The following is a 21,703-nucleotide window of genomic DNA, read 5'->3' as shown; positions in this document are numbered from 1 at the left end:
ATAGTATAATTCTCTTTTATCCGGTTATTTATTTTTATCAGCATATCCCGTCATCATTTCATAATGTTCCGTATTGTTAAAGTTAAAGGTTAAACATGACAAATGAACGGCCATTCGTCAAAGGCAACGCTATGATTCGTCAAAAAGATTTCCGCAGGATACCTCAAAAAGAAACCTTTGGCAATAAAATCTCAAATTTTCAATTAAAAATGCCAGGATGAAGAAGTTAGTATTTTTTGCAATGATGGTCTTTGGATATTCAAATATAAACGCGCAGGTGATGTTTAAAACTGAATATTTCGGGAGATCGGGCTATCGTAAAACGGAAGGCGACAGGAGCGAAAGGGTGGGAAACAGCGAGGGTTCTGCAATGGTCTACCAGGGCGGCGTTAACATTCCGTTATCAGTAAAAATGAATGAGAACAACCGCCCTACCCTGTGGGCCGTCAATGTAGGCTTCGCATATGCCAAACTCGACAATAAGAATTTTACCGAGCCCTTGGTGATTGACGAGATCATGAATATGGGTATAAGCCTTAGCCATCTGAGGCCTTTGAACGACAGGTGGTCGCTGATGGCCACTATCGGTGGCGGCATCTATATGCCAGGCACCAGGCTTTCCCAGGTAAGCTTCAAAAATGCGCTGGGAGGCGTTGGAGCTGTTTTCATTTATCACCTGAAACCCAACCTGGAACTGGGCGGCGGCCTTGCCGTCAATAATTCCTTTGGTTACCCTATGTTGTTCCCGGCCCTATACCTGAACTGGAAAACAAACGGCAAATATGCCGTGAAGGTGGAAGCAATGAAAGGCCTGGAAGTGGCGGTGGAATATAATGCGCATAAGAACCTGCGCCTGAGCCTGGTAGCCGAAATGAATGGGCAAATGGCGCTGCTGGAGCAGGACGGGAAAGATAAAATATTCTCGCATCAATACCTGGTAACAGGTTTTCGCCCGGAGATAAAGATCGGCAAAAGGGTATCGATACCCATTACAGTTGGCCTCAGCGCGACACGCCCGGCAAAAATGATGGACAGGAAACTGAAAAGCATATTCCAGGACGGAGGATACAATTTCCGGGCAGCGCCTTATGCATCGGTAGGTTTACAGGTTAATTTTTAAAAGAAGCCTGCGCCGCCTTAGGTGGTGCAGGTTATCTTTTTGCAGAAATATTTATAATGCTACATCTGGAATACATTGAACTTATGGCCGTCAGGATCGGCAAATACGAAACCGTAATAACCCTTCCCAAACTCTTCCGGCATGGAAACGACCGTTCCCCCGGCCTTCCGCACTTCTTTTTCCCAGTTATCCACCTCTTCCCTGGTCTCGGCTGAAAGCGTGAAAATAATTTCGTTCCCTGCTTTTTCATCAGTGATTGGCCCCTTCATGGCGGGTTCAAGTATATCTTTTAAAAAGAAATGGATAATAAAGTCTTCCTCTCCAAAGAAAAAGCTGGTCAGCTGGTCTGATGCACCGTTCGGTTTAAACCCGAGTTGTTTATAGAATTTAGTGGTGCGGTCTAAATCCTGCACACTGAAATTGGCCCAGATCTTTGTTTTCATAAACTACGGTTTTGTGGTGATATCTTTTTTCAAAGATAGCCCGCAGGCTTATCAAACAAGGTGGCTATTTGTGAAATCTTCGGGGGTTGTTTCCGCCATCCCCGGGTAACAGCTACAGTTGCCCTGCTTTCACCTGCGACACCGCGTAATTCACCGCCCTGGCTGTGAGCGCCATGTAGAGGATAGACGGGCTTTGGTTGCCGGTGCTGGTCATACACGCGCCGTCGGTCACAAATACATTTTTACAGAGATGCAGCTGGTTCCATTCGTTCAATAGTGAAGTGGAAGGATCTTTTCCCATGCGCACCCCGCCCATTTCATGAATATCCAGCCCGGGCGGCTGATGGTTGTCTGTAACGGAGATATTTTTGGCGCCCGCGGCGGTCAGCATCGCTTGGCCCTGTTCTATAAAATCCTTCACCATGCGGTCGTCGTTGTCGTCGTAATCAACGGAGGTGATCAATAAAGGAATGCCCCACTGGTCTTTTTGATCTTTGCTCAACCGTACGTGGTTGCTTTCCTTGGGGATCGTTTCGCCCTGCATGTACATGTAAGCACCCCATTTTCCCGGCCTGCTCATGGCTTCCTTAAATTCAGCGCCGATCGCCTGTGGCAGGCTTTCTTCGCTCACGCGGCTCCTGTACCCGCCGCTGAATATAACATAACCGCCTACAAAATCCGTATCACGTTTGTATACATTCCTGAAATTCGGCATAATGCATTCCGACGGCTTCGACACCTTGTAATAACTGTCGTCAAAACCATCAAATTCCCCGCTCATCCCGGCACGGTAATTATGAAAGCAAATATATTTTCCCAGCAAGCCGTTGTCGTTCCCCAATCCGTTTGGAAAGCGGGCGGAGGTGGAGTTCAGCAGGATCAGGTTGGTATTTAACGCGGAAGCATTCAGGAAAATGATCTTTGCCCGGAACACGGTCTCTTTCTTTGATTCAGCATCTATCACTTTCACACCTGATGCTTTGCCTGTGGCCTCGTCGTAGATCACCGAATGCACCACGGAGTGCGGGCGGATGGTCAGGTTGCCTGTTTGTTTGGCCCAGGGCAATGTGGCGGCGTTTGAGCTGAAATACCCTCCTACCGGGCATCCCCGCATGCAAAGGTTGCGGCTGAGGCACTGGCGGTGCAGTTGCTTCTGCACTTCCGCGGGCTGCGTTACCTGCGCCCATCTGCCGGATACATAATGGCGGTTGAATTTTTCAGCTATCACATCTTTCAGATGCTGCTCTATGCAATTCAGTTCAAACGCCGGCTGAAACTCACCATCAGGCATGGTATCTATGCCATCCCTGGTTCCGCAAACGCCGATAAACTTTTCGACATGACTGTACCAGGGTGCCACATCATCGTAACCAATGGGCCATTCAATGCCGTAGCCATAGCGGTGAGGCGCGGTGAAATCCATCTCGCTCCACCTGGCGCAGGCCCTTCCCCAGGTCAGCGATTTTCCGCCCACCTGGTAGCCGCGTATCCATGCGAATGGTTTTTCCTGCACATAAGGATGATCCGCATCTTTAATGAAAAAATGAGCGGTGGTATCATTATAACCCGCGGCCCTGCTGATGACCGGGTTTGCGTCCAAAACTTCTTTCGGCACTGCCCCGTGGTATTTAAAATCCCATATGGGCGTATTGGCGGTGGTATAATCTTTAATATGCTCCACGTTCCGCCCGCGCTCCAGCACCAGCGTCTTCAACCCTTTTTCGCACAGCTCCTTGGCCGCCCAGCCGCCGCTGATACCGCTGCCTACCACGATCGCGTCGAAGGTGGTTGTTTCTTCCTGGTCAACAGAATTGTCAATGCTCCTGTTCATAAAAAGATGGCTTACTGGTTAAAAATGTAATGCTGCCGCTCCCAATATATTCCCGTTGTCCAGCACGGAGGGCGTTATCTCCAGGTTGGCCAGGGCCCTGGCGTATTCAAAGCTATTCACTGTTTCCCACATGCTTTTTTCGTATAGGGGAAAAGCGGCTCTAAGAGAACCGCCGATTACGATGCACGATATATCCAGCGCGTACAGGATCATTTTGATGGCTTCTCCCAAATGCCGGCCGAATGTTTCATACATCCCGACCGCTTTCACATTCCCGGCGATGGCTTCGGCGTATGCAGTTTCCCCAGCCACCCCGAACACATGTTCAAAAAAACGCCCGCTCACATAGTACTCGATATTCCTGTCCAGGTACTTCATCATACCAAACTCCCCTGCACCGCCATGCCTGCCGCTGTACAGCTTTCCATCCAGGACGATGCCCGCTCCCAAACCGGTGCCGATGGCCAGCCCGATCAGCGATCCGGCATGCTGCCGGTTCCCGGAGTGAAACTCTCCCAGTGCAAAACAATTCGCGTCATTTTCCGCTTTCACCGGCACGCCGTAACGCCGTTCCAGTATGGATTGCAGATGCAGGCCGTTCAGCGCGGGAACGTTTACAACGTCGTACACCGTCTTTGAAACGGGGTCCACCAGCCCGGGCACGCCTATCCCGATCGCAGCTACGTCCTTATCAAAAAAACGGTTGATCGAATCGAAGATCTGCGCCAGTACTTCTTCTTTGTCCTGCTGCGCCGCCAGCGGCCGTGATCCGATCTTCCCGGCAGCGCCTTCCTGCACGATCGCGGCGCGCAGGTTCGTGCCGCCCAGGTCCACCCCGATGATCCTTGCTTTTTTCATATCAGGTATTTTTCGATAATTGGCTGGCCGCACCGGCGTCTAAAAATATCTTAACAGATGGATGCCGCAGCAGCAGGCTGCCCGGCAGTTCATTGGTAACAGGTCCTTCCAGCAGCCTCTTCACGATGCCGGCCTTGTGTTCCCCGCTTACCATCAGGATAATATGTTTGCTCTCCATCAGGGTGCCCATCCCCAGCGTAATTCCCTCGTTCAGTTCGCGGGGCTGGCTGAAATACTTCTGCCCTACTTCTTTCGTGACAGGGTGCAGCGGTACTACCTGCGCCCTGCCCTGAGGTTCGCACCAGGGCTCATTCATGGCAATGTGGCCGTTCATGCCCAGGCCCAGTATGGCAACGTCTATCCCGTTATGCGTTTTGATAAACGCTTCCGCCATCCGGCATTCATTTTCCAGGTCCTGCGCTTTCCCGTCGAAGAAAAAAATGTGGTTGGGCTGAACATCCAGCGGGTGGAAAAGCTCCGCATTGATGGAATACCGGCAGCTGCCTTCGTCTTCGCCGTTCAGTCCCACCCATTCGTCCAGCCCCACGAAGCGCCAGCCGCTTACGTCCACCTGGCGTTCGCCTGATTGTTTTACCAGCTCGCGGTACAGGCCGGCCGGCGTATCGCCGGAAGCGGGACAGATCAATGGCTTAGGAGACGCTGATGCCAGCCGGGCCACTTCCGCGGCCACCATTTCCGACAGTGCGTCGTATGAATCGCAAAATATTATTTCCATAAAAAATCTCGTGTTGGCGCATTATGGTTTCAGCCAGAGATCGATCGGCTTGTTAACCCGTTGATGAAATGGGAGATCGATCTTCCGGCCCTGCCCTGCGGAAGCGTAAGCGGCGTAAATGATCTCCAGCACCGCGCGGCCGTCTTTACCGGTCACCAGCGGCTCTTTATCGTGCAGCACGCAATCAATGAAGTGCTTCAGTTCCTGTGGATAGCCCTGGTTAAACGCTTCCTCGAACACACAAAAGCTCCAGCCCACGGTGGTGTCTGTTTTTTCCATGGCGTAGCCATACCCGTTCCTGCTGTAGGCCAGCACGGAGTTGCCCCTGAACAGGTCTGCATACGCCACCCCGTCTATCCCGTATATTTCGCTGACGTCATCCATTCCCCCTTGTTTTGCCCAGGAGTTCTCCACCAGCCCGATCACGCCGTTCTCAAACTCAACCGTAACGATGGAGACGTCCTCTCCTTTCGTCCGGCCCTTGTGCAGCACGGTTTTCATGGAGGCGCTCACATTTACCGCCTTTGCGTTTTTCAGCATCCACCGGAACCAGGCTATGCCGTGGCAGCCCATGTCCATCAGTACGCCGCCGCCGGAAAGGTTCACGTCGTAAAACCAATCGGAATGCGGGCCTGAATGTTTTTCGGATTGTTTCAACATGTATACTTCTCCCACGCCGCCTTCCTCCACCAGTTTCCGGGCACGCTCGTACTTAGGGGCAAAACAAAGCTCTTCCGCATACATCAGTTTCACACCGGCTTTTTCACAGGCGGCTATCATTTCATCCGCTTCTTCCAAAGTAACGGCCAGCGGCTTTTCTATAATGATATGTTTGCCCGCGGCTGCCGCTTTCAACGTTGCGTCCTTATGGAGGAAATTGGGAAGACAAATATCCACCACATCAAACTCGGCGCTGCTGAACAGATCATCAAGGGAGGAATAATGATGCGGGATATGATGCTTTTCAGCAAAAGCTTTCGCTTTTTCCGCGTCTCTCGTGTATACGGCTACCACCTCGGCTTCCGGCACATAACGCGTGTAACTTTCAAGGTGTATATCGGCGATAAACCCTGCTCCTAAAATGGCGACTTTTGCTCGTTTCATATGTTTATTATCGTGAAATTTTAAATATGCAAACTATTATTCAGCGTAAGCGTACATCCGTACGTAATCTACCCGCATGGCTGCAGGGAACACCGATTCGTCGATCCCTTCCTTTCCGCCCCAGTTGCCGCCGATGGCAACGTTCAGCAGCAAAAAGAACCGTCGGTCGAACGGCCATTCGGCTGAGGTGCGGTGCTCGTTTTCCACGGCGTAGTACACCTTGCCGTCCAGCAGGAAAGTGATGCTTTCGGGAGTCCATTCAACTGTGTATACATGGAACTTATCGTATGGCTGCCGGATAAAAACGCCTTTTGTTTTTTGGGTGCCGATGATGTGGTTATAGGATTTGCTGTGCAGGCTCCCGAAAATGGTGTCTTTATTATAACCCACATGTTCCATCACGTCTATCTCCCCGCTGTCCGGCCATCCGCCGTATTCATTATCGGTCGGCAACATCCAGATGGCCGGCCAGAGCCCTCTTCCCTTGGGAAGCATCGCCCTTACCTCCAGTTTCCCGTACCGCCAGTCGCCTTTGTTTTTGGTGACCAGTCGTGCAGATGAATATTTCTCCTGCCCGCTCCCGTCATTCCTCGCCGTAATATACAGCGACCCGTTTTCCACCTTCGCATTGCGCGTGTCTGCAGCCGTATACATTTGCAGCTCATTGTTGCCCCAGCCCGAACGGCCGGTTTCATAGCCCCATTTCGTGCTGTCCGGCAAACCTTGATAGTTAAATTCGTCGCTCCACGCCAGCTTCCATTTCGTGTGCCTTTTCACGGACTGCGCGGAAGCGCTGTTTACGAACAGGCTTACTGCCAGGCATAGCCCAACGCTGCATATTTTGTTGATGCTCATCTTTTTTCAATTTGGGTGAAATATGTAGAAAAAGGACGGAAAATCCCTCTTTTGTTGACGTATCCTCAGCCCGCAGGGCCACCGCTGGTCCCGCATACCTGTTTCCAGGCGCACGCCGCCGTTTCACAATTTAAGAAAATCGGCGGAACTCAATTTATCAAGTAAGGGAATTTCACCGCTGCGGAATATTCCGGCCCTCCCCGCAAAACACACTAAATCTATGGGTTAGTTGATTTCTAACCAACGGGAAAATACAATCGGTTAGATTAAAAATAAAACCCGGGATCATGGCCGTTATTCGACGGTTTCAAAATATACCCGTTATCGTTACACCTGTTACTTATTCTCCGCATCATGATGTAATTTGCACCACCATCAAACAGATACTGTGGGGTGATGAAACTGGCAGACATGCCCTCTTGTCCCGGGGGTGGAGATAACAGGATAAACTGCAGCATGATCAACCGACCATTCAATTTATTATGCTGTCAGCTAACCGCTCCGTGCAGGTTCGACTCCTGCCCCTACAGCAAAAGACCGGCAATTGCAGCCGGTCTTTTTTAGTATCATCACCGCATTGGTGGTCCCAAACAATAAAGGCAGCCCGTAAAAGAGCTGCCTTCATGGATTGCCGGTTATCCGTTTATCTTACTTTCCATACGCGTATATTTCTGCTATGCTGGTGAATGGCGGCCGGTTGCTGTCGGGCAGGTAAATTTTCAGGTACCTCCCGGTAACATTGGCCGTATTATCGACATTCAGCATATCGCCGGATCCGAACACGCCTTCACCGGCCAGGCTCCAGGCGCCGTTAGGGTCGCTGCTGTTGCCCAGGAAGAACTGCACGGTTTTCGCGTCCGTATTGCCGGGGCGCCTGTAAATGCTGAAGTAGGAGATGTTTTTCACCGTAGCCATGTCGATGATAGCCCAGTGCGGGGAAGGAGTGTTTGGATCCCATTTGGAATGCCAGTAGCTACCCAGGTCTCCATCCACCAATGTGTTTTTGCCGCCGCCATCGCTGGCCGTTTCATCAGATACCTCCAGCACTTTCCAGTCCCCGCGGCCGATCGAATAAAAATCAGGCAGCTTGTCCGTACCCCAGGCGGTGTAAAAGGTGTCGATCGATTCTGATTGCGGGATGTACAGCGAACGGTACTGGAACTCCGTGCTGCCGGGAGCGTCGATCCCAACGCTGAACGAAGCCCCGGAAAAACGCACGGTGGTGTCGGTCCCGCGCCGGTTCACAAATTTCACTTCATTGAGGATCATGCCTTCCGCCGGTGCAAACCATTCGATCAACCCTGCGGTTTCCGACAGCGAGATAGCCTTGATCCGGCGGTTCTGGAGGGAAGCGGCGTAAGTGGCGCCGTAAGTGGCCCCGAACTGGGTGTAGGTAAGCGAACGGTGCCCGAAATTATCCATCGCGTATATGTTGAAGGAGTAGGCTTTTTCCTCGAGCCCGTTGAGCAGTACCTCGATGCTGTCCCTGCCGGGCTTTAATGTCATTGGCAGGATCATCGAGTCCTGCCCGCCGTTCCAGGATACGATCACCTCTTTGATGTTCTGTGCGTTTTCCATCCACAGCCGCATCATCAGCCTTTCCCGCCCGGCGATGAAAACCACCGAATCCGGCTTCACGGCGTAAATGATCTCGCCGCCTTGTATGTATTCCTTGTGTACGTCGGTGAACTTATCGCACGAGGCAAGCGCCACCAGGAGGCACAGGTACAAGAAAACATGCTGTATATATTTCATATGCTTGTCAGTTTAGGTTGATGTTTATTTCCGTTCGCCATACACGTCGATTTCCGCCGGATGGGTAAACGTGGTGCTCCCCCAGGTGGAGCGGACTACAATGCGGATATAACGTACCGGTTCCAGCGAAAGATCGAAGGTGAACTCGTGCCCGTTTTCGCCTGCCCGAAGATCGTCGTCCGTTACTGTACTGCCGGTGCCGGAAGGTTTGATGATCTCTGTTTCCATGACCTTCTTCCATTCGCCCCAGTCGCCGCTTTGCGAAGGCGTGGTTGTTTTCACGTAAACGTCGAACTGCCTGGGATTGCCCCAGTTATAATAGCTATCGCTGAACCGGCGCTGGAAAAGTACGATGCGGCTCACTTTCGCGGTTACGCCAAGGTCCAGCGTGAAGGGCGCGGGCAGCGAGGAAGACGGGGAGTGGCCGAAGGAGGTCAGGTCGTCGTCGATCATCTTTTGGTCGGAGCCTTCCCAGTTGGTGAAGTTCTGGTCGTTGGCCAGCTTCATGATCTGCATGGCGTTCTTCGGAAGGCGTTCCTCGAACAGCGGCGTGAGCTGCCTGCCCGGCGGGAAGATGGTATCCGAGCGATTGCCGAAGTTGTCTTTCACCACGAGGCCGAACACTCGCGACACCGGCGGATAGCCGCGCAGCGCCTGGATGCCTTCCGGCACCTGCGAGCTAATGATGCGCACAAGTTCCATACGTCCCAGGGAATCCGGCGTGTACATTTCGAAAGCCAGCGGCGATTTAAGCTCATTCGTCCAGCTGAAACGCGCGCCGCCGAAGTCGCTCTGGACCTGTACAGTGGCGGCGGCCAGCTTAAGCGGCGACGTCATCGGCTTGATGGTACATTTCACAGGGTCTGACAGTTCCTGGGCGCGGTTGATGGTATACAACAGCACTTCGTGTTCATTTTCATCGTTGAAGCCGAGCACGGTGAGCTTATTGCTGTACATAGACGAAACGGCTTCGTACTGCTTGCCGGTAGACAGTGTGTACACGGCCTTTACGCTGATCACTTCCGCCTGGTTGGGGATGCGGTAAGTGATCATAGCGCCGCCGGGCACATTCGTTACCGATACTTCCGTCACCTGGCCGGGTTTGCCGGTGGCGGGCGAGATCGGTTCATTTACCTTTTTGGTACAGGCCTGCATCGCACCTGTAAAAACGATGATCAGCAAAAACAATTTTTTCATAACGAGATATTTTGGCCTTACCATCCGGGGTTTTGGATGAGCAGGGGATTCTTAATCAATTCTGTCTGCGGGATCGGCGCGAAATAGTCCCTGTAGGTGAAGCGCTGGAAATACACCGTGGTAACGGAATAATATTCCTCTGCTTCCCGGCCGTTGATGTTCCATCCCTGGATGGGGCGGTTGCGTTCTCTCATGGCCGTTTTCCAGCGATTGCTATCCCACATGTAAACGCCTTCGGCCGCCAGCTCGATCTTCCTTTCCTGCTGGATGATCTGCCGCATGCCTTCCTTCGAGAGCGGCTTACTGGGCTGGTTGGAATACTGGCTCCAGCTTTCGAGCACACCTTTCAGCCCAGCACGGGCACGCACGGAATCGATGTACTGGTACACTTCCACGTCAGGCGCACCCTTCGTTTCGTTGAGCGCCTCGGCGCAGAGGAGCAGCAGGTCCGCAAACCGCATTTCGGGATAAGGATAACTTTCTTCGGTAACGCTGTTCGCATCGCGCCAGGTGGTGTTCATGGAAACGAGTTTCTTCGGCCAGTACCCGGTAGCATTGTATTCGCCGGGGTTGAACACGGAGGAATATTCCCCGAAACGGTTTTTGGGGAAAGGGATGTCATCCGTTTTCTCTACCGGGCGAAAGGAGTTGCCATACCAGCGGCCGCGGTCGAAGCCAAACGTGGAATAAAAACGCATTTCACGATCGAAATTGAGCGAAGCCGTTTTTTCGCCGGAGGCGATGAACAGGTTGTGCGCAGCGTCTCCCACCCGGATATTATACCGGTTGGCGTAAGGATACGACACGTCCTCGTTGATGGGCACGCCGTTGTTTGAATAGAACAGCTCCACGGTAGACAAAGGCACGCTCAATATCCCCGTATTGCCGGAAGGCGTGGACGTACCGGCTTCCATCCTTGCGAGGGCCGTGATCTGGTAGTCCCAGTTGGCCGGGTAGGAAGAGTTGGCCCAGATGATCTCGGGGTTCCAGCGCTGGGTAACGGCGCTGCGCAGGGTATTGATCAGCAAAGTGGTATCGGAGATGGGCTTGCTGTTCACCGCCCTGAAGTCTGCAGGCACATACATACGGTGCCCTGCTGCCCGGCACACATCGATCGCTGCTTTGCAGGCGCTGGCAGCACTGTCCCACCGCGAGGCGTCGTATTGCTGGTTGAAGAAGGGAACGCCTTCATGATTCTTAAACCCGCTGTAATCGCTGTTGCCGTTGAACAGGGGGCTGGCCCAGTACGTCAGCACCTTGGCTTTGAGAAAATAGGCCACAGGGCGGGAGAACCGGCCCAGTTCAGTGCTCTTACCTTCAATGTTCAGCGGCAGCGCCTGGGACCCGATCACTTCGTCGATAAGTTCCAGCACGTATTTAAAACATTCGTCGATCGTTTCGCGGTATACGCGGATGCCGGAGGTGGACTCCGTCAGCGGGGTATTTTTCCTGAGCGGCGTGATGGGGCCGTAATACTGGATCAGGTAAAAATTCAGGTAGGCCTTGATGAGCTTGACCTCCGCCTTCATCCGCGCTTTTTCGTACTGGTTGATGTCTTTCACACCGTCTATATTTTCCAGGAAGGTGTTGCAGTCGCGCATGCCGGCGTAGAGGGAGCGCACCATGGTGCCGCCGGAGCTCCAGTAATTGGTGATGGCCAGCACCGCACTGTTTTCCCCGAGAGCGAACTGCATGCCGCCCTGGGTGCGGTGGTTGCGGTTGAAGATCAGTTCCATGGCGCCCAGCATCGCGGGGTTTTCATTCCAGCCGGCCGATTTGGGAATGCCCCAATAACAGGTCGCCAGGAATTTCATGGCGTTGTACCGGTCCGAAAAGGCATTTTCGATCGTCGGGATGTTATCGGGCACCACGTCGAGGAACTTGTTGCAGGAAACCGCTCCTGTCAAAATGCTGCAACAAACAGCTATCTTAAAAAATACTTTCTTCATAAATGATCTTTTACAGGCCAATGTTTATACCTACGTTATACACTTTCTGCAGGGGATAGTCGAACCCGGAGCCCGCCATCTCTGCATCCCAGAGCTTGAACGCGCTCCACAGCGCCAGGTTGGTGCCGCTGGCATAGATCCGCAGGTTGCTTACCTTATATCTTTTCAGCCAATCCCTGGGGAAAGTGTAACCGATGTCTACAGACTTCAGCCGCAGGAAGGCACCGTTCTGCATGAACCAGGTGCTGTGCTGCCGGTTATTGTCGATCCGGTAGTTGGCCAGCCTGGGCCAGAAAGCGTAAGGATCCCTGTCCGATTCGGACCAGTAATCATCCGCAATGACCTGCATCACGGCATTCTGCCCTACCCTTCCATCATCATTGTCGCCATCGATAAATGGCGTCACGTTGTCCTGGTTGAGCCAGAAGGATTCACGGGCCAGTCCCTGGAAGAAAAAGTTTACGTCGAATTGTTTCCAGGCTACAGATAAACCGAAACCATAGATGATCTCCGGGGTGGTGGGATGGCCGATGGGCACGAAGTCCAGGTTATCGACCTTGCCGTCGCCGTTGATGTCGCGGTATTTGATATCGCCCCCGATATAATTGCCGAATTCCTGTTTAGGAGAGTTCTTCACTTCCGCTTCGTCCACGAAAAGCCTTTCAGCGACCAGCCCCCAGGTTTGCCCGAGATGGGTGCCCACGCGCGACAGCCAGCGGTTGTTGCCATAGTCCGGCTCTTCCCATTTGATAACCCTGCTGGTGCTGTAGGTGAAGGTACCGCGGCCCGTCAGCTGCAGGTTCTTACCGATGCTTTTATCATAGTTCAGTTCAATATCGATGCCTTTCCCTTCGGCTTCGCCGAGATTGGCTTTCACTGCCGGCAGGATGCCGGCGGTAGCGGGAATGATCCTGTCCTGCAGGATATTCTTCCTTTTTTCCTTATATACTTCTATAATGGATGAAAGACCGTTGACAAGATTGAACTCCAGCACCAGGTTGGATTTATAGGAGCGTTCCCATCCTACCTGGTCGTTGGCGTACCGGCTTACGTTGATGCCGCCGGGGTTTTCGTTCATATTGATGCCCCAGTTCACATTATAAGGCGCATTGAGGTCTACTTCTGAAAGATAGAAGAAACGTTCCGATGCGCTGCCGATCGCCTCATTGCCCGCAATACCGTAGGAACCGCGGATCTTCAGCTGGCGGAAGACAGAAGTAAGCGACTGGAAGAAAGGCTCGTTGGAAATGACCCAACCGGCGCCGAAAGAGGGGAAAAAGCCCCAGCGGTTATCTTTGGAAAACCGTTCCGAAGCATTGTATCCGAATGCAAACTCTGCGAGATACCGGGAATCGTAGTTATAGGAAAAACGGCCGGACAGGCTGACGTTGCGCGTAGGCAGCGAAAGCTGGATGGTATTGGGCGCTCCCTGCTTGAACTGGCGCGCGGTGAACACCAGCAGGCCGCTCACGCTGTTCTTGCCGAAGTTATTGTTATACTGGCCCGCGCCTTCGAAGTAAAAACTGTTGGAGATGGTGCGGCTGGTATTGTTGGCGTCATAATCCAGCGTCTCGCGGCCGGTCCTGGGATTGAGCCGCACGAGCCGGTAAGAGTCATCCTTCAGGTCGAACCTGGAAATATTGTAATAAAAAGGCACATACGCGCGTGATATCTGGTACTCCGACCGCCGGTCGAAGTTCACCAGGGCCCGCATCATCAGGCCTTTGACGAACTGGTCCAGGTTTTGTTTGAGCTCCACCGTAGTGAGCATGTTGCTCCTGCTGTAATCGCGGTAGCCGCGCAGCGCTTCAGCGTAGGGATTCAGGTAGTTTCCCGTCTCGAAATTCCCGAACAGGATGTGCTTCGCGTAGGAGAACGCTGAATCGGGCGCGTAATAAGGCTTGAAGCGCACGGGGTTTGCCTGCATCACCTTCCGGTACATGGCTGAGCCACCGTCTATAGGCCCGGTGTAGTCGTCGAAATTCGCCACGAAACGGGTGGACATTTCGGTGGTCTTCGTCAGGTTGATGTTGACGTTGGAGCGGATGGAATATTTGTAGAGGTCGATGTTCGAGTTAAAATCATTCTTCTTGTCTACGCGCATGTTCCCCTTGTCGCGGGTAACTGAACCTGCCACGTAATACCTGGCCACGCTGCCGCCGCCGGTGAAGCTGAGGTTGATGCGGTTGTTGACTGCGACGTCTTTGAACATGGCTTCCTGCCAGTCTGTGGCGGGATAGATGTCGCGGTGCAGCCCCATTTCGGTGAAGGTGATCTGCTCATCGGTGTACAGCGTCTGACCAACAGGGTCGCGGGTCTTCACCGATTCGTTGTGCATTCTCATGAAAGTAACGGGGTCGGCTGTCCTGATCCTTTCGGTGGGCATGGAGAAGGAATTTTCGATGCGCACGTCCACGTTCATTTTTCCTTCCTTCCCTTCCTTGGTGGTAACGAGGATAACGCCATTGGCGCCCCTCGCGCCGTAGAGCGCGGTGGCAAGCGCGTCTTTCATGATGCTAAAGCTGGCGATATCGTCCGGGTTCAGCCGGGCCAGGTCGCTGGTGTTCAGCTCGATGCCATCGATGAGGATGAGCGGGTCTTTTTTAGCGGAAGCGCCGAAAGAGGTGATGCCGCGTATAAAGAAGGATGCATTGTCCTGCCCGGGCTCCCCGCTTCGCTGGTAGGCCACCACACCCGCCAGGCGCCCGGCCAGGGCATTGGTGAGGTTGCTGCTGGGTATCCGCAGCTCGCCCGGTTTAATGGTGGTCACGGAGGCCACCATGCTGGACTTCTTCTGGCGGGAATACCCTACTACCGCCACTTCGTTCAGGCTGCCTTCCTGCGCATCCATCACGATGATCAGCGTGCGGCTGTCGCTGATGAAGACCGTCTGCGGCTTGTAGCCCACGAACGAAAAAACGAGGCTGTCGTACTGGTTAGCCTCGATCTTAAACTCGCCTTTTTCGTTGGTCATCGTGCCGGTCTGCGTTCCTTTGATGTAAACGGACACATGCGGCATCAGGCCGCCTGCCCTGTCTTTCACCACCCCCCTGACGGTAACCGGCGGCTGCGTGGAGACGCGGGTTTCGGGCGCCTGCCGGTTCAGGATGACGATCACATTGTTGTCCATCTTCCTGTAATACAGCGGTGTATTCCGGAGCACCCGGCTCATCACGGAATCGATGGAAGCGTTTTTAGTGTTGATGTCGATCACAATGCCCGGCGGGATCACCTCGGACTGGTACACGAAGGAATACCTGCTCTGCGACTGGATCGTCCGGAGAACGTTCTCAATAGGCGCACGGCTGAAATTCAGGGTGATCTTGTCCTGACCGGAAAGGTCGTTCGCCAGCAGGGAAGACCCGGTAAAGAGTGCAATAAAAAATATGATCTTCATTGCAACCAATTGCTTAAACATATAGCCTCGGCTATAGCAGTAAGTAGTAGTCATAACTTAAAAATTCGATTGAGAATCAACCGGCATTGCACGGCCGAAGTTTGTTGATTGTTTACTGCAGGGCACGTGGAAGCCCCCGCAGATTTCAGCATAAATCCGCGATCGTCAACTTATCATATGTTACGTGATTTTGGTTTAAGGCGCTATCAAAATTGTATCGTTTTTCATTTTGTAGTTGAAACCGCCGGCTACCTGCAGTGATTCCATAACGCTTTGGATATTTTGGTTTTCAAAAATGCCCGTGTAACGCCGGGCTTTCATCTCTGTACCTCCTTGCACGACAACACTTACGCCATACCAACTCGATAAAATACTAGCTACTTCGTGGAGCGGTTGGTTGACGAAGACCAGCTTGTTATTGATCCATTGCGCTTCGGGAGGAATGGAGTCTGTTTTTACTATTTTGATTTTGGTTATATCTTTCGGGAGTTGAACCTCTTCCGGGCGTCCCCCCCCTGTTTCTTCGGGCAGGCCGGAATCGTTGCTCACAATAAGTTTTTCATCCGGCGACAGCATATAGCTCAATTGCTTTTTATGGTTCACCGAAACCTGGACCTTCCCCTGCACCAGCGTGGTGGCGGTGTTTTTTTCGTCCGGGTAGGCGCGTACATTAAAGGCGGTCCCCAGCACTTTGATGGTGACGGCGGCAGTCCTGATAACCATCGGGTGATTGGGATCTCCTGCCACATCGAAATATGCTTCCCCTGTGAGGGTCAGTTCCCGGCTGTTTTTGCCGAAACTGGCGCCATAGGAGATGCGGCTGTCGCCGTTTAGCCAAACTTTCGAGCCATCAGGCAAGGTCAGCCTGGAGCGCGACCCTTTTTCGGTACCGACGATATTCTGGCGCGTTCCGGCATCTTTCACGGCGGAATGCCAATACCAGGCCCCTGCCATGCATAACACAACAACGGCGGCGGCCAGCGGGATGATGCGACGCCACCTGAAGCCCACGGGCCGTTTCGGCGCAGGCGGCTCGCCGCCGCTTTCCGAATGCATGGACTTCTGGATGCGGTCCCAGCTTTTTTCCCTGTTCTTCCGGTCTTCATCCGTCCGCTCCGGCCTGTATTCCATGCCGAATAATTCGTCGATCTGGCCAGCCAGTTCCCTGTCTTCGTCATTTCCCTGAAGCCATTTAGACAACTCAAATTGTTCTTTGAGCGAAATGCCCCCCGATTTCTTTTTTGCGAGCAATTCAATTAAACGGCTTCTTTGCATGGACTTGACGATAAGTGCTTCTTTTGTATGACAACGGAACAGGTCAACTTACGTAGTCATACACAAAAAAAAATCCCGGGAACCGGGAATCTGGCAGTTTGGAGGAACGGAATACGGGCCGGCGGCTTACCGGCTGCTGCGCCGTGGCAGTATCACCTGGCTTTCCTCCAGGATGGCGGCGATCTTTTTCAGGGAATGATAGAGCTGGGTTTCCACCGTGCGGACGGAAGAGCTCAGTATCTTGGCAACTTCCCGGCAGTTCATCCCTTTTTCCTTAACGAGGTAAAACACGAGCTTCAGCCTGGGGGGCAGCTGGTTGATGGCCTTCTCGATAGTAAGTATCTCTTCTTTCCCGATCATGGACGATTCAGGGGTCGTAAAGGAAAAAAGGTTCCCGTCGTCCAGGTCTTCGATAGACACTTCGCTGACGTTTTTCCGGGCTTTAAGGTGATTGATCGAGGCGTATTTAACAGCGGTGTAAAGATAAGCGGAGAGGTTGTTGATATTGCCGAGCGTCTTGCGGTTCTGCCAAAGCTTGATGAACACGTTTTCCACGATGTCTTCCGAAGCCTGCTCATCTGCAATGATCTGCCGGGAAAAGGCAATCAGGTCGAAATAGAACAGATCGAAGATCTCCCTGAATGCTTTTTCATCGTCGTTCTCGATCCGTTTGGATATTTCAGACAACCGTGTATTTTCCAATGGCAGAGGTTTATATGAAAGACGGCAATATCAATACGATGCAGGGATCAAGTTATTGGATTTTTTTGATTTTTTTATTTTTTTTCAGAATTCCGGAAGGAGGTGCTAAAAAGAGGCCGCCATTAGCTCCCGCATAGACGGCCCATACCGCTTTAAACATCAGGGCGCTTCAAATTTCCACAGCTGCGCATCCGTGCCATTCCAGTTCCACGACCGGATATCCGCCCCCGGCGTATTACTTCCGTCCGCAATATCCATCACGTTGTTGCTTGATTTGGACATAATGCGGTACCAGCCTCCGCCCGCGGGTTCTATACGCCACTGCTGGCAATCGTTTGCAAAAACATCCCATACCTGGATATTCGCGCCGCGGTCTATCCCGCATGCATCCAGGTCTAATGCCTTATGGTTGGGCAACTCCGATATAATCTTATAAAAACCGTTGCCCTGGTAAGTGAGGTTCCACTTCTGACCATTACAGTTCGTGCGCGTCCAGGTTCTTACATCGGCATTCCCGGTGGCGCATCCGGCAATATCGACATACAGGCCCGCGCCCGCAGTGGTATTCATTTTCGAGCGGATAACGTACTGCCCGTTTGCAATCGGGTTAGGAGTATAACAGGGCGTGCCGCCGGCGGATTCTACAACGCCTGAGTTGGTAATGCTTACCGGCACAATATTGCCCGCCGCGTCGAAAAACATCCTGTCTATAGCCACCTGGCGCTCGTGGATATTGGTGCTGGTGCGCCGGTGATACACAAAAAAATACTCGTCGCCGCAGCCGGGTTTCCTGATCACCGCGTTATGCCCCGGCCCTTTGATCGCTCCCCTCGGCGAGGTGATGCGTCCTTTGTACGTCCAGGGGCCCATCGGGTTCGACGAAGTGGCGTATTCAACATGATAGTCATCGTTGCCAAAATGGTTGATGGAATACATCAGGTAATAAACGCCGTTCCGTTTGATCACGTAGGCGGCCTCGAAAAAGTTGGACGGCTTGTTGTGCCCGCGCGTGCCTGTCAGCGATATCATATCGCTGTTCAGCCGTTGGATGTTGAAAGTGGTGTTGCCCCAATACATATAAGCCTGGCCGTCGTCGTCCACGAATACCATGGGATCTATCGGGTCCGTACCATCGCCGGTGGCCAGCGCGCTGCCTTTGTCTACGAAGGGGCCGGTAGGACTGGCGCTTACCGCCACGCCTATTTTTTTCTCCGCGGTAAAATAAAAATAGTAGTTCCCGTTGCGCGCCACCACGCAGGGCGCCCATCCGTCCGCATGCGCCCAGCTCACATTCGCCAGGTCCAGCACAATGCCCTCGTCCGTCCAGTTCAGCAGGTCGGCAGACGACCAGGCGTGGAACTGGCTGGTATTGGGCCCGGTAGCGGTCGGGTAAATGTAATATTTGCCGTTGGCGTAAATAATATCCGGATCGGCAGTCGCAACCGGCAGGATGGGGTTGCCGCTCATCAGGCCGATGGCGCTCAGCAGGGCAACATTGCCTTTTAAGTCGGGCCTGATCGTTTCTGTTGACGCGGTTTCTTTTTCCTGGCATCCAGCAAAACCGAGTGTGAGGATAACTGCCGCAATAAGACGTGGAAAGGTTCTTTTACATTGTTTTTCCATTGGGTTTGGGTTTAGGATTATCAATTTTTATCGTGGAATTGAGAATTTCTAATTTAGTTAGAAGGGTTATCTGCGTCCGTCATTGCGAGGAGCAGCGGGGGCTTTTAGGTAATGACGGGCTTATGAATTAAATTAACGAAAAATGACAGCCTGGAAATGGCAGTAGCATAAAATGATTCAATTTGACCAGATATTGAAACATTTTGACTACCTGACTAAGCCATTTTCTTTTGAAATTCGCCCTCGTCTTGTAAAAGACAGCATTTTTGATAGTATCGTAACCGTTTAAAACTGAACAAAAAATTTATGATGACAGTGTTGGCTCAGCATTTCAGGATGACTGTTATCCTTGCATGTGGTTTCCTTCAATCCGTAACCTGCGTTGCGCAAAAACAAGAAGCGCCCAGCTACCCGCTTATCACGCATACTCCCTACTTCAGCATCTGGAGCAGTACGGACCGGCTGAACGGGTCTGTTACAAAACACTGGACAGGCGCGGAGCATTCCCTGATCGGGATCATTAAAGTAGACGATGCCTACTACCGCTTCCTCGGCAAAGAAACCGACCAGTTCACAACGGTGCTGCCCACGGCAGACGAAACGCCCTACCAGGTAGCCTATACCCTGAGCAACCCCGGTTCAGGCTGGCAGGAGGCCACCTTCAACGACGCAGGCTGGAAAACAGGCGGGGCGCCGTTTTCAGACGACCGGCAAAAGGCAAAGACCTTCTGGGATACCAACGACCTCTGGGTAAGAAGAACGTTCACACTGAACGATGGCACGAACTTCGACAACCTGTTCCTGCGGATCAATCACGATGATAATATCGACATCTTCCTGAACGGCAAACCCATTTATCATAAACAGGGATGGGTGAATAATTACGTTTTCCTGGACCTGGGAGAACAGTTAAAAGCCAACCTGAAAGCAGGTAAGAACGTACTGGCCTTTCACGTGTGCAATACAGCCGGCGGCCGTTTCCTGGACGCGGGCATCGTGAGAAAGGTAGAAACGGAAGACAGCAAAATGATCCTGGAAGCGGAACAGCAGGATGTGGCCGTTAAAGCCATGGAAACAAACTACCGCTTCAAATGCGGGAAGGTGGACCTGTCGCTGACTTTCACGTCGCCCCTGCTGCTGAAAGACCTGGCATTGTTATCCACGCCCGTGTCCTACATCAGCTACCAGGTACGGTCCAACGATGGCAACAAACACCAGGTGTCTGTGCTCCTGAGCGCCAGCACCGACATTGCGGCCAATCTCCCCACGCAGGAGATGACAGCGAAAGCGGCTGCCACAGGCGGTATAAAACTGCTGCAGGCAGGCACCGTTGAGCAGCCTGTGTTAAAGAAAAGAGGCGACGACCTGCGCATTGACTGGGGATACTTTTATGTAGGCGCCTCCAAAGACAACTCCCGGCAATATATCGCGGCAGACGAACCCTCCGGTATCCGCCAGTTCCTGCAAAACCGGTACGAAGGCCCGGTTGAAAAGAAAGGAAAACGTTTAAGCCTCAATACGGTCGTATCCTTCGGCCAGGTAGGCGATGCGCCGGCAGACAAATTTATGCTGCTGGGATACGATGAAGTGTACGCGATCCAGTATTTCGGTAAAAACCTGCGCCCCTGGTGGAATAAGAACGGCAACCGCAGTTTTAATACTTTAATGAATACAGCTGCGGCCAATTACAGCGCCGAGATGAAAAAAGTAAAAAATTTCCAGGACACGATCTATACAGATGCGCTCAACGCGGGCGGAGCGGCTTATGCGCAGCTGTGCGAGCTGGCGTACCGCCAGAGCATTGCAGCCCACGGCCTGGTGGAAAGCCCGCAGAAAGAGCTGCTGTTCTTATCCAAGGAGAATTTCAGCAATGGCTGCATTGCCACCGTAGACCTCACCTACCCTTCCGCCCCCCTGTTCCTCGCCTATAACCCGGAGCTGGAAAAGGGCATGATGAACGGCATCTTCTATTACAGCGAAAGCGGTAAATGGACCAAACCTTTCGCCGCGCACGATCTCGGCACTTATCCTCTCGCAAACGGGCAGGTATACGGCGAAGATATGCCCGTGGAAGAAGCCGGCAACATGGTGATCCTCGCGGCGGCCATCGCCAAAGTGGAAGGCAATGCGGGTTACGCAAAGAAACACTGGCGCACGCTTACCACCTGGGCTCAGTACCTGGACAAGGAAGGTTTTGACCCGGCCAACCAGCTTTGTACGGACGATTTCGCCGGCCACCTGGCACGGAACGTGAATCTTTCCGCCAAAGCCATCATGGCATTGCGGAGCTATGCCTATCTCGCGGACATGCTGGGCCACAAAACAGATGCGCAGTATTACCAGGACCGCAGCCGCGCCATGATGCAGAACTGGATAAAGCTGGCGGACGACGGCGATCATTTCACCCTGGCTTTCGAAAAGAAAGACACCTGGAGCCAGAAATATAACCTGGTATGGGACAAAGTGCTGGATTTCCATCTCTTCCCACAAAGTGTATTTGAAAAAGAGATCAGCTACTACCTGACCAAACAACAACCCTACGGTCTTCCCCTGGATTCCCGTAAAACCTATACCAAATCCGACTGGATCATGTGGACGGCTGTAATGACAAAAGATAATACGGAGTTCGAACGCTTCATCCTCCCCCTGCAGAAATATGCCCTGGAAACTCGCAGCAGGGTACCTTTGAGCGATTGGCACGAAACCGTGAACGGCGAGCAGACCGGGTTCCAGGCGAGAAGCGTGGTGGCCGGTTATTTTATGAAAGTATTGAACGATAAACTGAACAAATAAAGGCGGCTCGGCAGCTGCCTGTAAAATTGATGGTGAAGGGTTGACAAAATAAATTATCGCCCTTA

15 protein-coding genes are annotated in these 21,703 nt (G+C 52.6%); 2 read left to right on the top strand and 13 right to left on the bottom strand.

Going from position 1 to position 21,703, the window contains the following annotated elements; translation table 11 throughout:
- Positions 1 to 217 precede the first annotated feature (217 nt).
- Positions 218 to 1,120: a DUF6268 family outer membrane beta-barrel protein gene (locus R3I13_RS17185; RefSeq protein ID WP_346319187.1), complete on the top strand. Its 903-nt coding sequence runs from the start codon at positions 218 to 220 to the stop codon at positions 1,118 to 1,120.
- Between the two features lie 59 nt (positions 1,121 to 1,179).
- Here R3I13_RS17185 and R3I13_RS17180 read toward each other — a convergent pair whose 3' ends face one another.
- The 13 genes from R3I13_RS17180 to R3I13_RS17120 form a co-directional block, all read right to left on the bottom strand.
- On the bottom strand, positions 1,180 to 1,563 hold the full coding sequence (locus tag R3I13_RS17180; protein ID WP_346319186.1) for a VOC family protein: 384 nt from the start codon (positions 1,561 to 1,563) through the stop codon (positions 1,180 to 1,182).
- A 112-nt stretch (positions 1,564 to 1,675) separates the two neighbouring features.
- Entirely contained in the window at positions 1,676 to 3,394 is a 1,719-nt protein-coding gene (locus R3I13_RS17175) for a GMC family oxidoreductase (protein WP_346319185.1), read from the bottom strand.
- A gap of 18 nt (positions 3,395 to 3,412) precedes the next feature.
- Positions 3,413 to 4,252, bottom strand: a complete 840-nt coding sequence (locus tag R3I13_RS17170) for an ROK family protein (RefSeq protein ID WP_346319184.1) — start codon at positions 4,250 to 4,252, stop codon at positions 3,413 to 3,415.
- Position 4,253: 1 nt separating this feature from the next.
- Positions 4,254 to 4,988, bottom strand: coding sequence for a glucosamine-6-phosphate deaminase (locus R3I13_RS17165; protein WP_346319183.1), 735 nt, complete (start codon positions 4,986 to 4,988; stop codon positions 4,254 to 4,256).
- Positions 4,989 to 5,009: 21 nt separating this feature from the next.
- Positions 5,010 to 6,092: a Gfo/Idh/MocA family oxidoreductase gene (locus tag R3I13_RS17160; RefSeq protein ID WP_346319182.1), complete on the bottom strand. Its 1,083-nt coding sequence runs from the start codon at positions 6,090 to 6,092 to the stop codon at positions 5,010 to 5,012.
- Positions 6,093 to 6,128: 36 nt separating this feature from the next.
- Positions 6,129 to 6,947: a glycoside hydrolase family 16 protein gene (locus tag R3I13_RS17155; protein ID WP_346319181.1), complete on the bottom strand. Its 819-nt coding sequence runs from the start codon at positions 6,945 to 6,947 to the stop codon at positions 6,129 to 6,131.
- 648 nt (positions 6,948 to 7,595) lie between these two features.
- Positions 7,596 to 8,702, bottom strand: a complete 1,107-nt coding sequence (locus R3I13_RS17150; protein WP_346319180.1) for a DUF4998 domain-containing protein — start codon at positions 8,700 to 8,702, stop codon at positions 7,596 to 7,598.
- Positions 8,703 to 8,726: 24 nt separating this feature from the next.
- Positions 8,727 to 9,899 carry a DUF4959 domain-containing protein gene (locus R3I13_RS17145; protein ID WP_346319179.1) on the bottom strand — a complete coding sequence of 391 codons (1,173 nt, stop codon included), beginning with the start codon at positions 9,897 to 9,899 and terminating at the stop codon, positions 8,727 to 8,729.
- Between the two features lie 17 nt (positions 9,900 to 9,916).
- Entirely contained in the window at positions 9,917 to 11,848 is a 1,932-nt protein-coding gene (locus R3I13_RS17140; protein WP_346319178.1) for a RagB/SusD family nutrient uptake outer membrane protein, read from the bottom strand.
- Between the two features lie 10 nt (positions 11,849 to 11,858).
- Positions 11,859 to 15,245: a SusC/RagA family TonB-linked outer membrane protein gene (locus R3I13_RS17135; RefSeq protein WP_346319177.1), complete on the bottom strand. Its 3,387-nt coding sequence runs from the start codon at positions 15,243 to 15,245 to the stop codon at positions 11,859 to 11,861.
- Positions 15,246 to 15,440: 195 nt separating this feature from the next.
- On the bottom strand, positions 15,441 to 16,520 hold the full coding sequence (locus R3I13_RS17130) for a FecR domain-containing protein (protein WP_346319176.1): 1,080 nt from the start codon (positions 16,518 to 16,520) through the stop codon (positions 15,441 to 15,443).
- Positions 16,521 to 16,646: 126 nt separating this feature from the next.
- Positions 16,647 to 17,222 carry an RNA polymerase sigma-70 factor gene (locus tag R3I13_RS17125; protein WP_346319175.1) on the bottom strand — a complete coding sequence of 192 codons (576 nt, stop codon included), beginning with the start codon at positions 17,220 to 17,222 and terminating at the stop codon, positions 16,647 to 16,649.
- Positions 17,223 to 17,381: 159 nt separating this feature from the next.
- The gene (locus tag R3I13_RS17120; RefSeq protein WP_346319174.1) at positions 17,382 to 18,845 is read right to left on the bottom strand and encodes a family 43 glycosylhydrolase; all 1,464 of its coding nucleotides are present in this window, start codon (positions 18,843 to 18,845) and stop codon (positions 17,382 to 17,384) included.
- A gap of 306 nt (positions 18,846 to 19,151) precedes the next feature.
- Here R3I13_RS17120 and R3I13_RS17115 point away from each other — a divergent pair, with 306 nt between their 5' ends.
- On the top strand, positions 19,152 to 21,638 hold the full coding sequence (locus R3I13_RS17115; RefSeq protein WP_346319173.1) for a DUF4965 domain-containing protein: 2,487 nt from the start codon (positions 19,152 to 19,154) through the stop codon (positions 21,636 to 21,638).
- The last annotated feature ends 65 nt before the right edge of the window (positions 21,639 to 21,703 follow it).

This window comes from Chitinophaga sp. YIM B06452, assembly GCF_039655965.1.
Classification (GTDB): Bacteria; Bacteroidota; Bacteroidia; order Chitinophagales; family Chitinophagaceae; genus Chitinophaga.
Note: the sequence above shows the minus strand (reverse complement) of the source record. Positions and strands in the feature narration are given on the sequence as shown.

Bases quoted from the DNA above. Each gene is read 5' to 3' on its own strand.
- R3I13_RS17185 (WP_346319187.1), top strand. From the start codon at position 218: ATGAAGAAGTTAGTATTTTTTGCAATGATGGTCTTTGGATATTCAAAT.
- R3I13_RS17180 (WP_346319186.1), bottom strand. From the start codon at position 1,563: ATGAAAACAAAGATCTGGGCCAATTTCAGTGTGCAGGATTTAGACCGC.
- R3I13_RS17175 (WP_346319185.1), bottom strand. From the start codon at position 3,394: ATGAACAGGAGCATTGACAATTCTGTTGACCAGGAAGAAACAACCACC.
- R3I13_RS17170 (WP_346319184.1), bottom strand. From the start codon at position 4,252: ATGAAAAAAGCAAGGATCATCGGGGTGGACCTGGGCGGCACGAACCTG.
- R3I13_RS17165 (WP_346319183.1), bottom strand. From the start codon at position 4,988: ATGGAAATAATATTTTGCGATTCATACGACGCACTGTCGGAAATGGTG.
- R3I13_RS17160 (WP_346319182.1), bottom strand. From the start codon at position 6,092: ATGAAACGAGCAAAAGTCGCCATTTTAGGAGCAGGGTTTATCGCCGAT.
- R3I13_RS17155 (WP_346319181.1), bottom strand. From the start codon at position 6,947: ATGAGCATCAACAAAATATGCAGCGTTGGGCTATGCCTGGCAGTAAGC.
- R3I13_RS17150 (WP_346319180.1), bottom strand. From the start codon at position 8,702: ATGAAATATATACAGCATGTTTTCTTGTACCTGTGCCTCCTGGTGGCG.
- R3I13_RS17145 (WP_346319179.1), bottom strand. From the start codon at position 9,899: ATGAAAAAATTGTTTTTGCTGATCATCGTTTTTACAGGTGCGATGCAG.
- R3I13_RS17140 (WP_346319178.1), bottom strand. From the start codon at position 11,848: ATGAAGAAAGTATTTTTTAAGATAGCTGTTTGTTGCAGCATTTTGACA.
- R3I13_RS17135 (WP_346319177.1), bottom strand. From the start codon at position 15,245: ATGAAGATCATATTTTTTATTGCACTCTTTACCGGGTCTTCCCTGCTG.
- R3I13_RS17130 (WP_346319176.1), bottom strand. From the start codon at position 16,520: ATGCAAAGAAGCCGTTTAATTGAATTGCTCGCAAAAAAGAAATCGGGG.
- R3I13_RS17120 (WP_346319174.1), bottom strand. From the start codon at position 18,845: ATGGAAAAACAATGTAAAAGAACCTTTCCACGTCTTATTGCGGCAGTT.
- R3I13_RS17115 (WP_346319173.1), top strand. From the start codon at position 19,152: ATGATGACAGTGTTGGCTCAGCATTTCAGGATGACTGTTATCCTTGCA.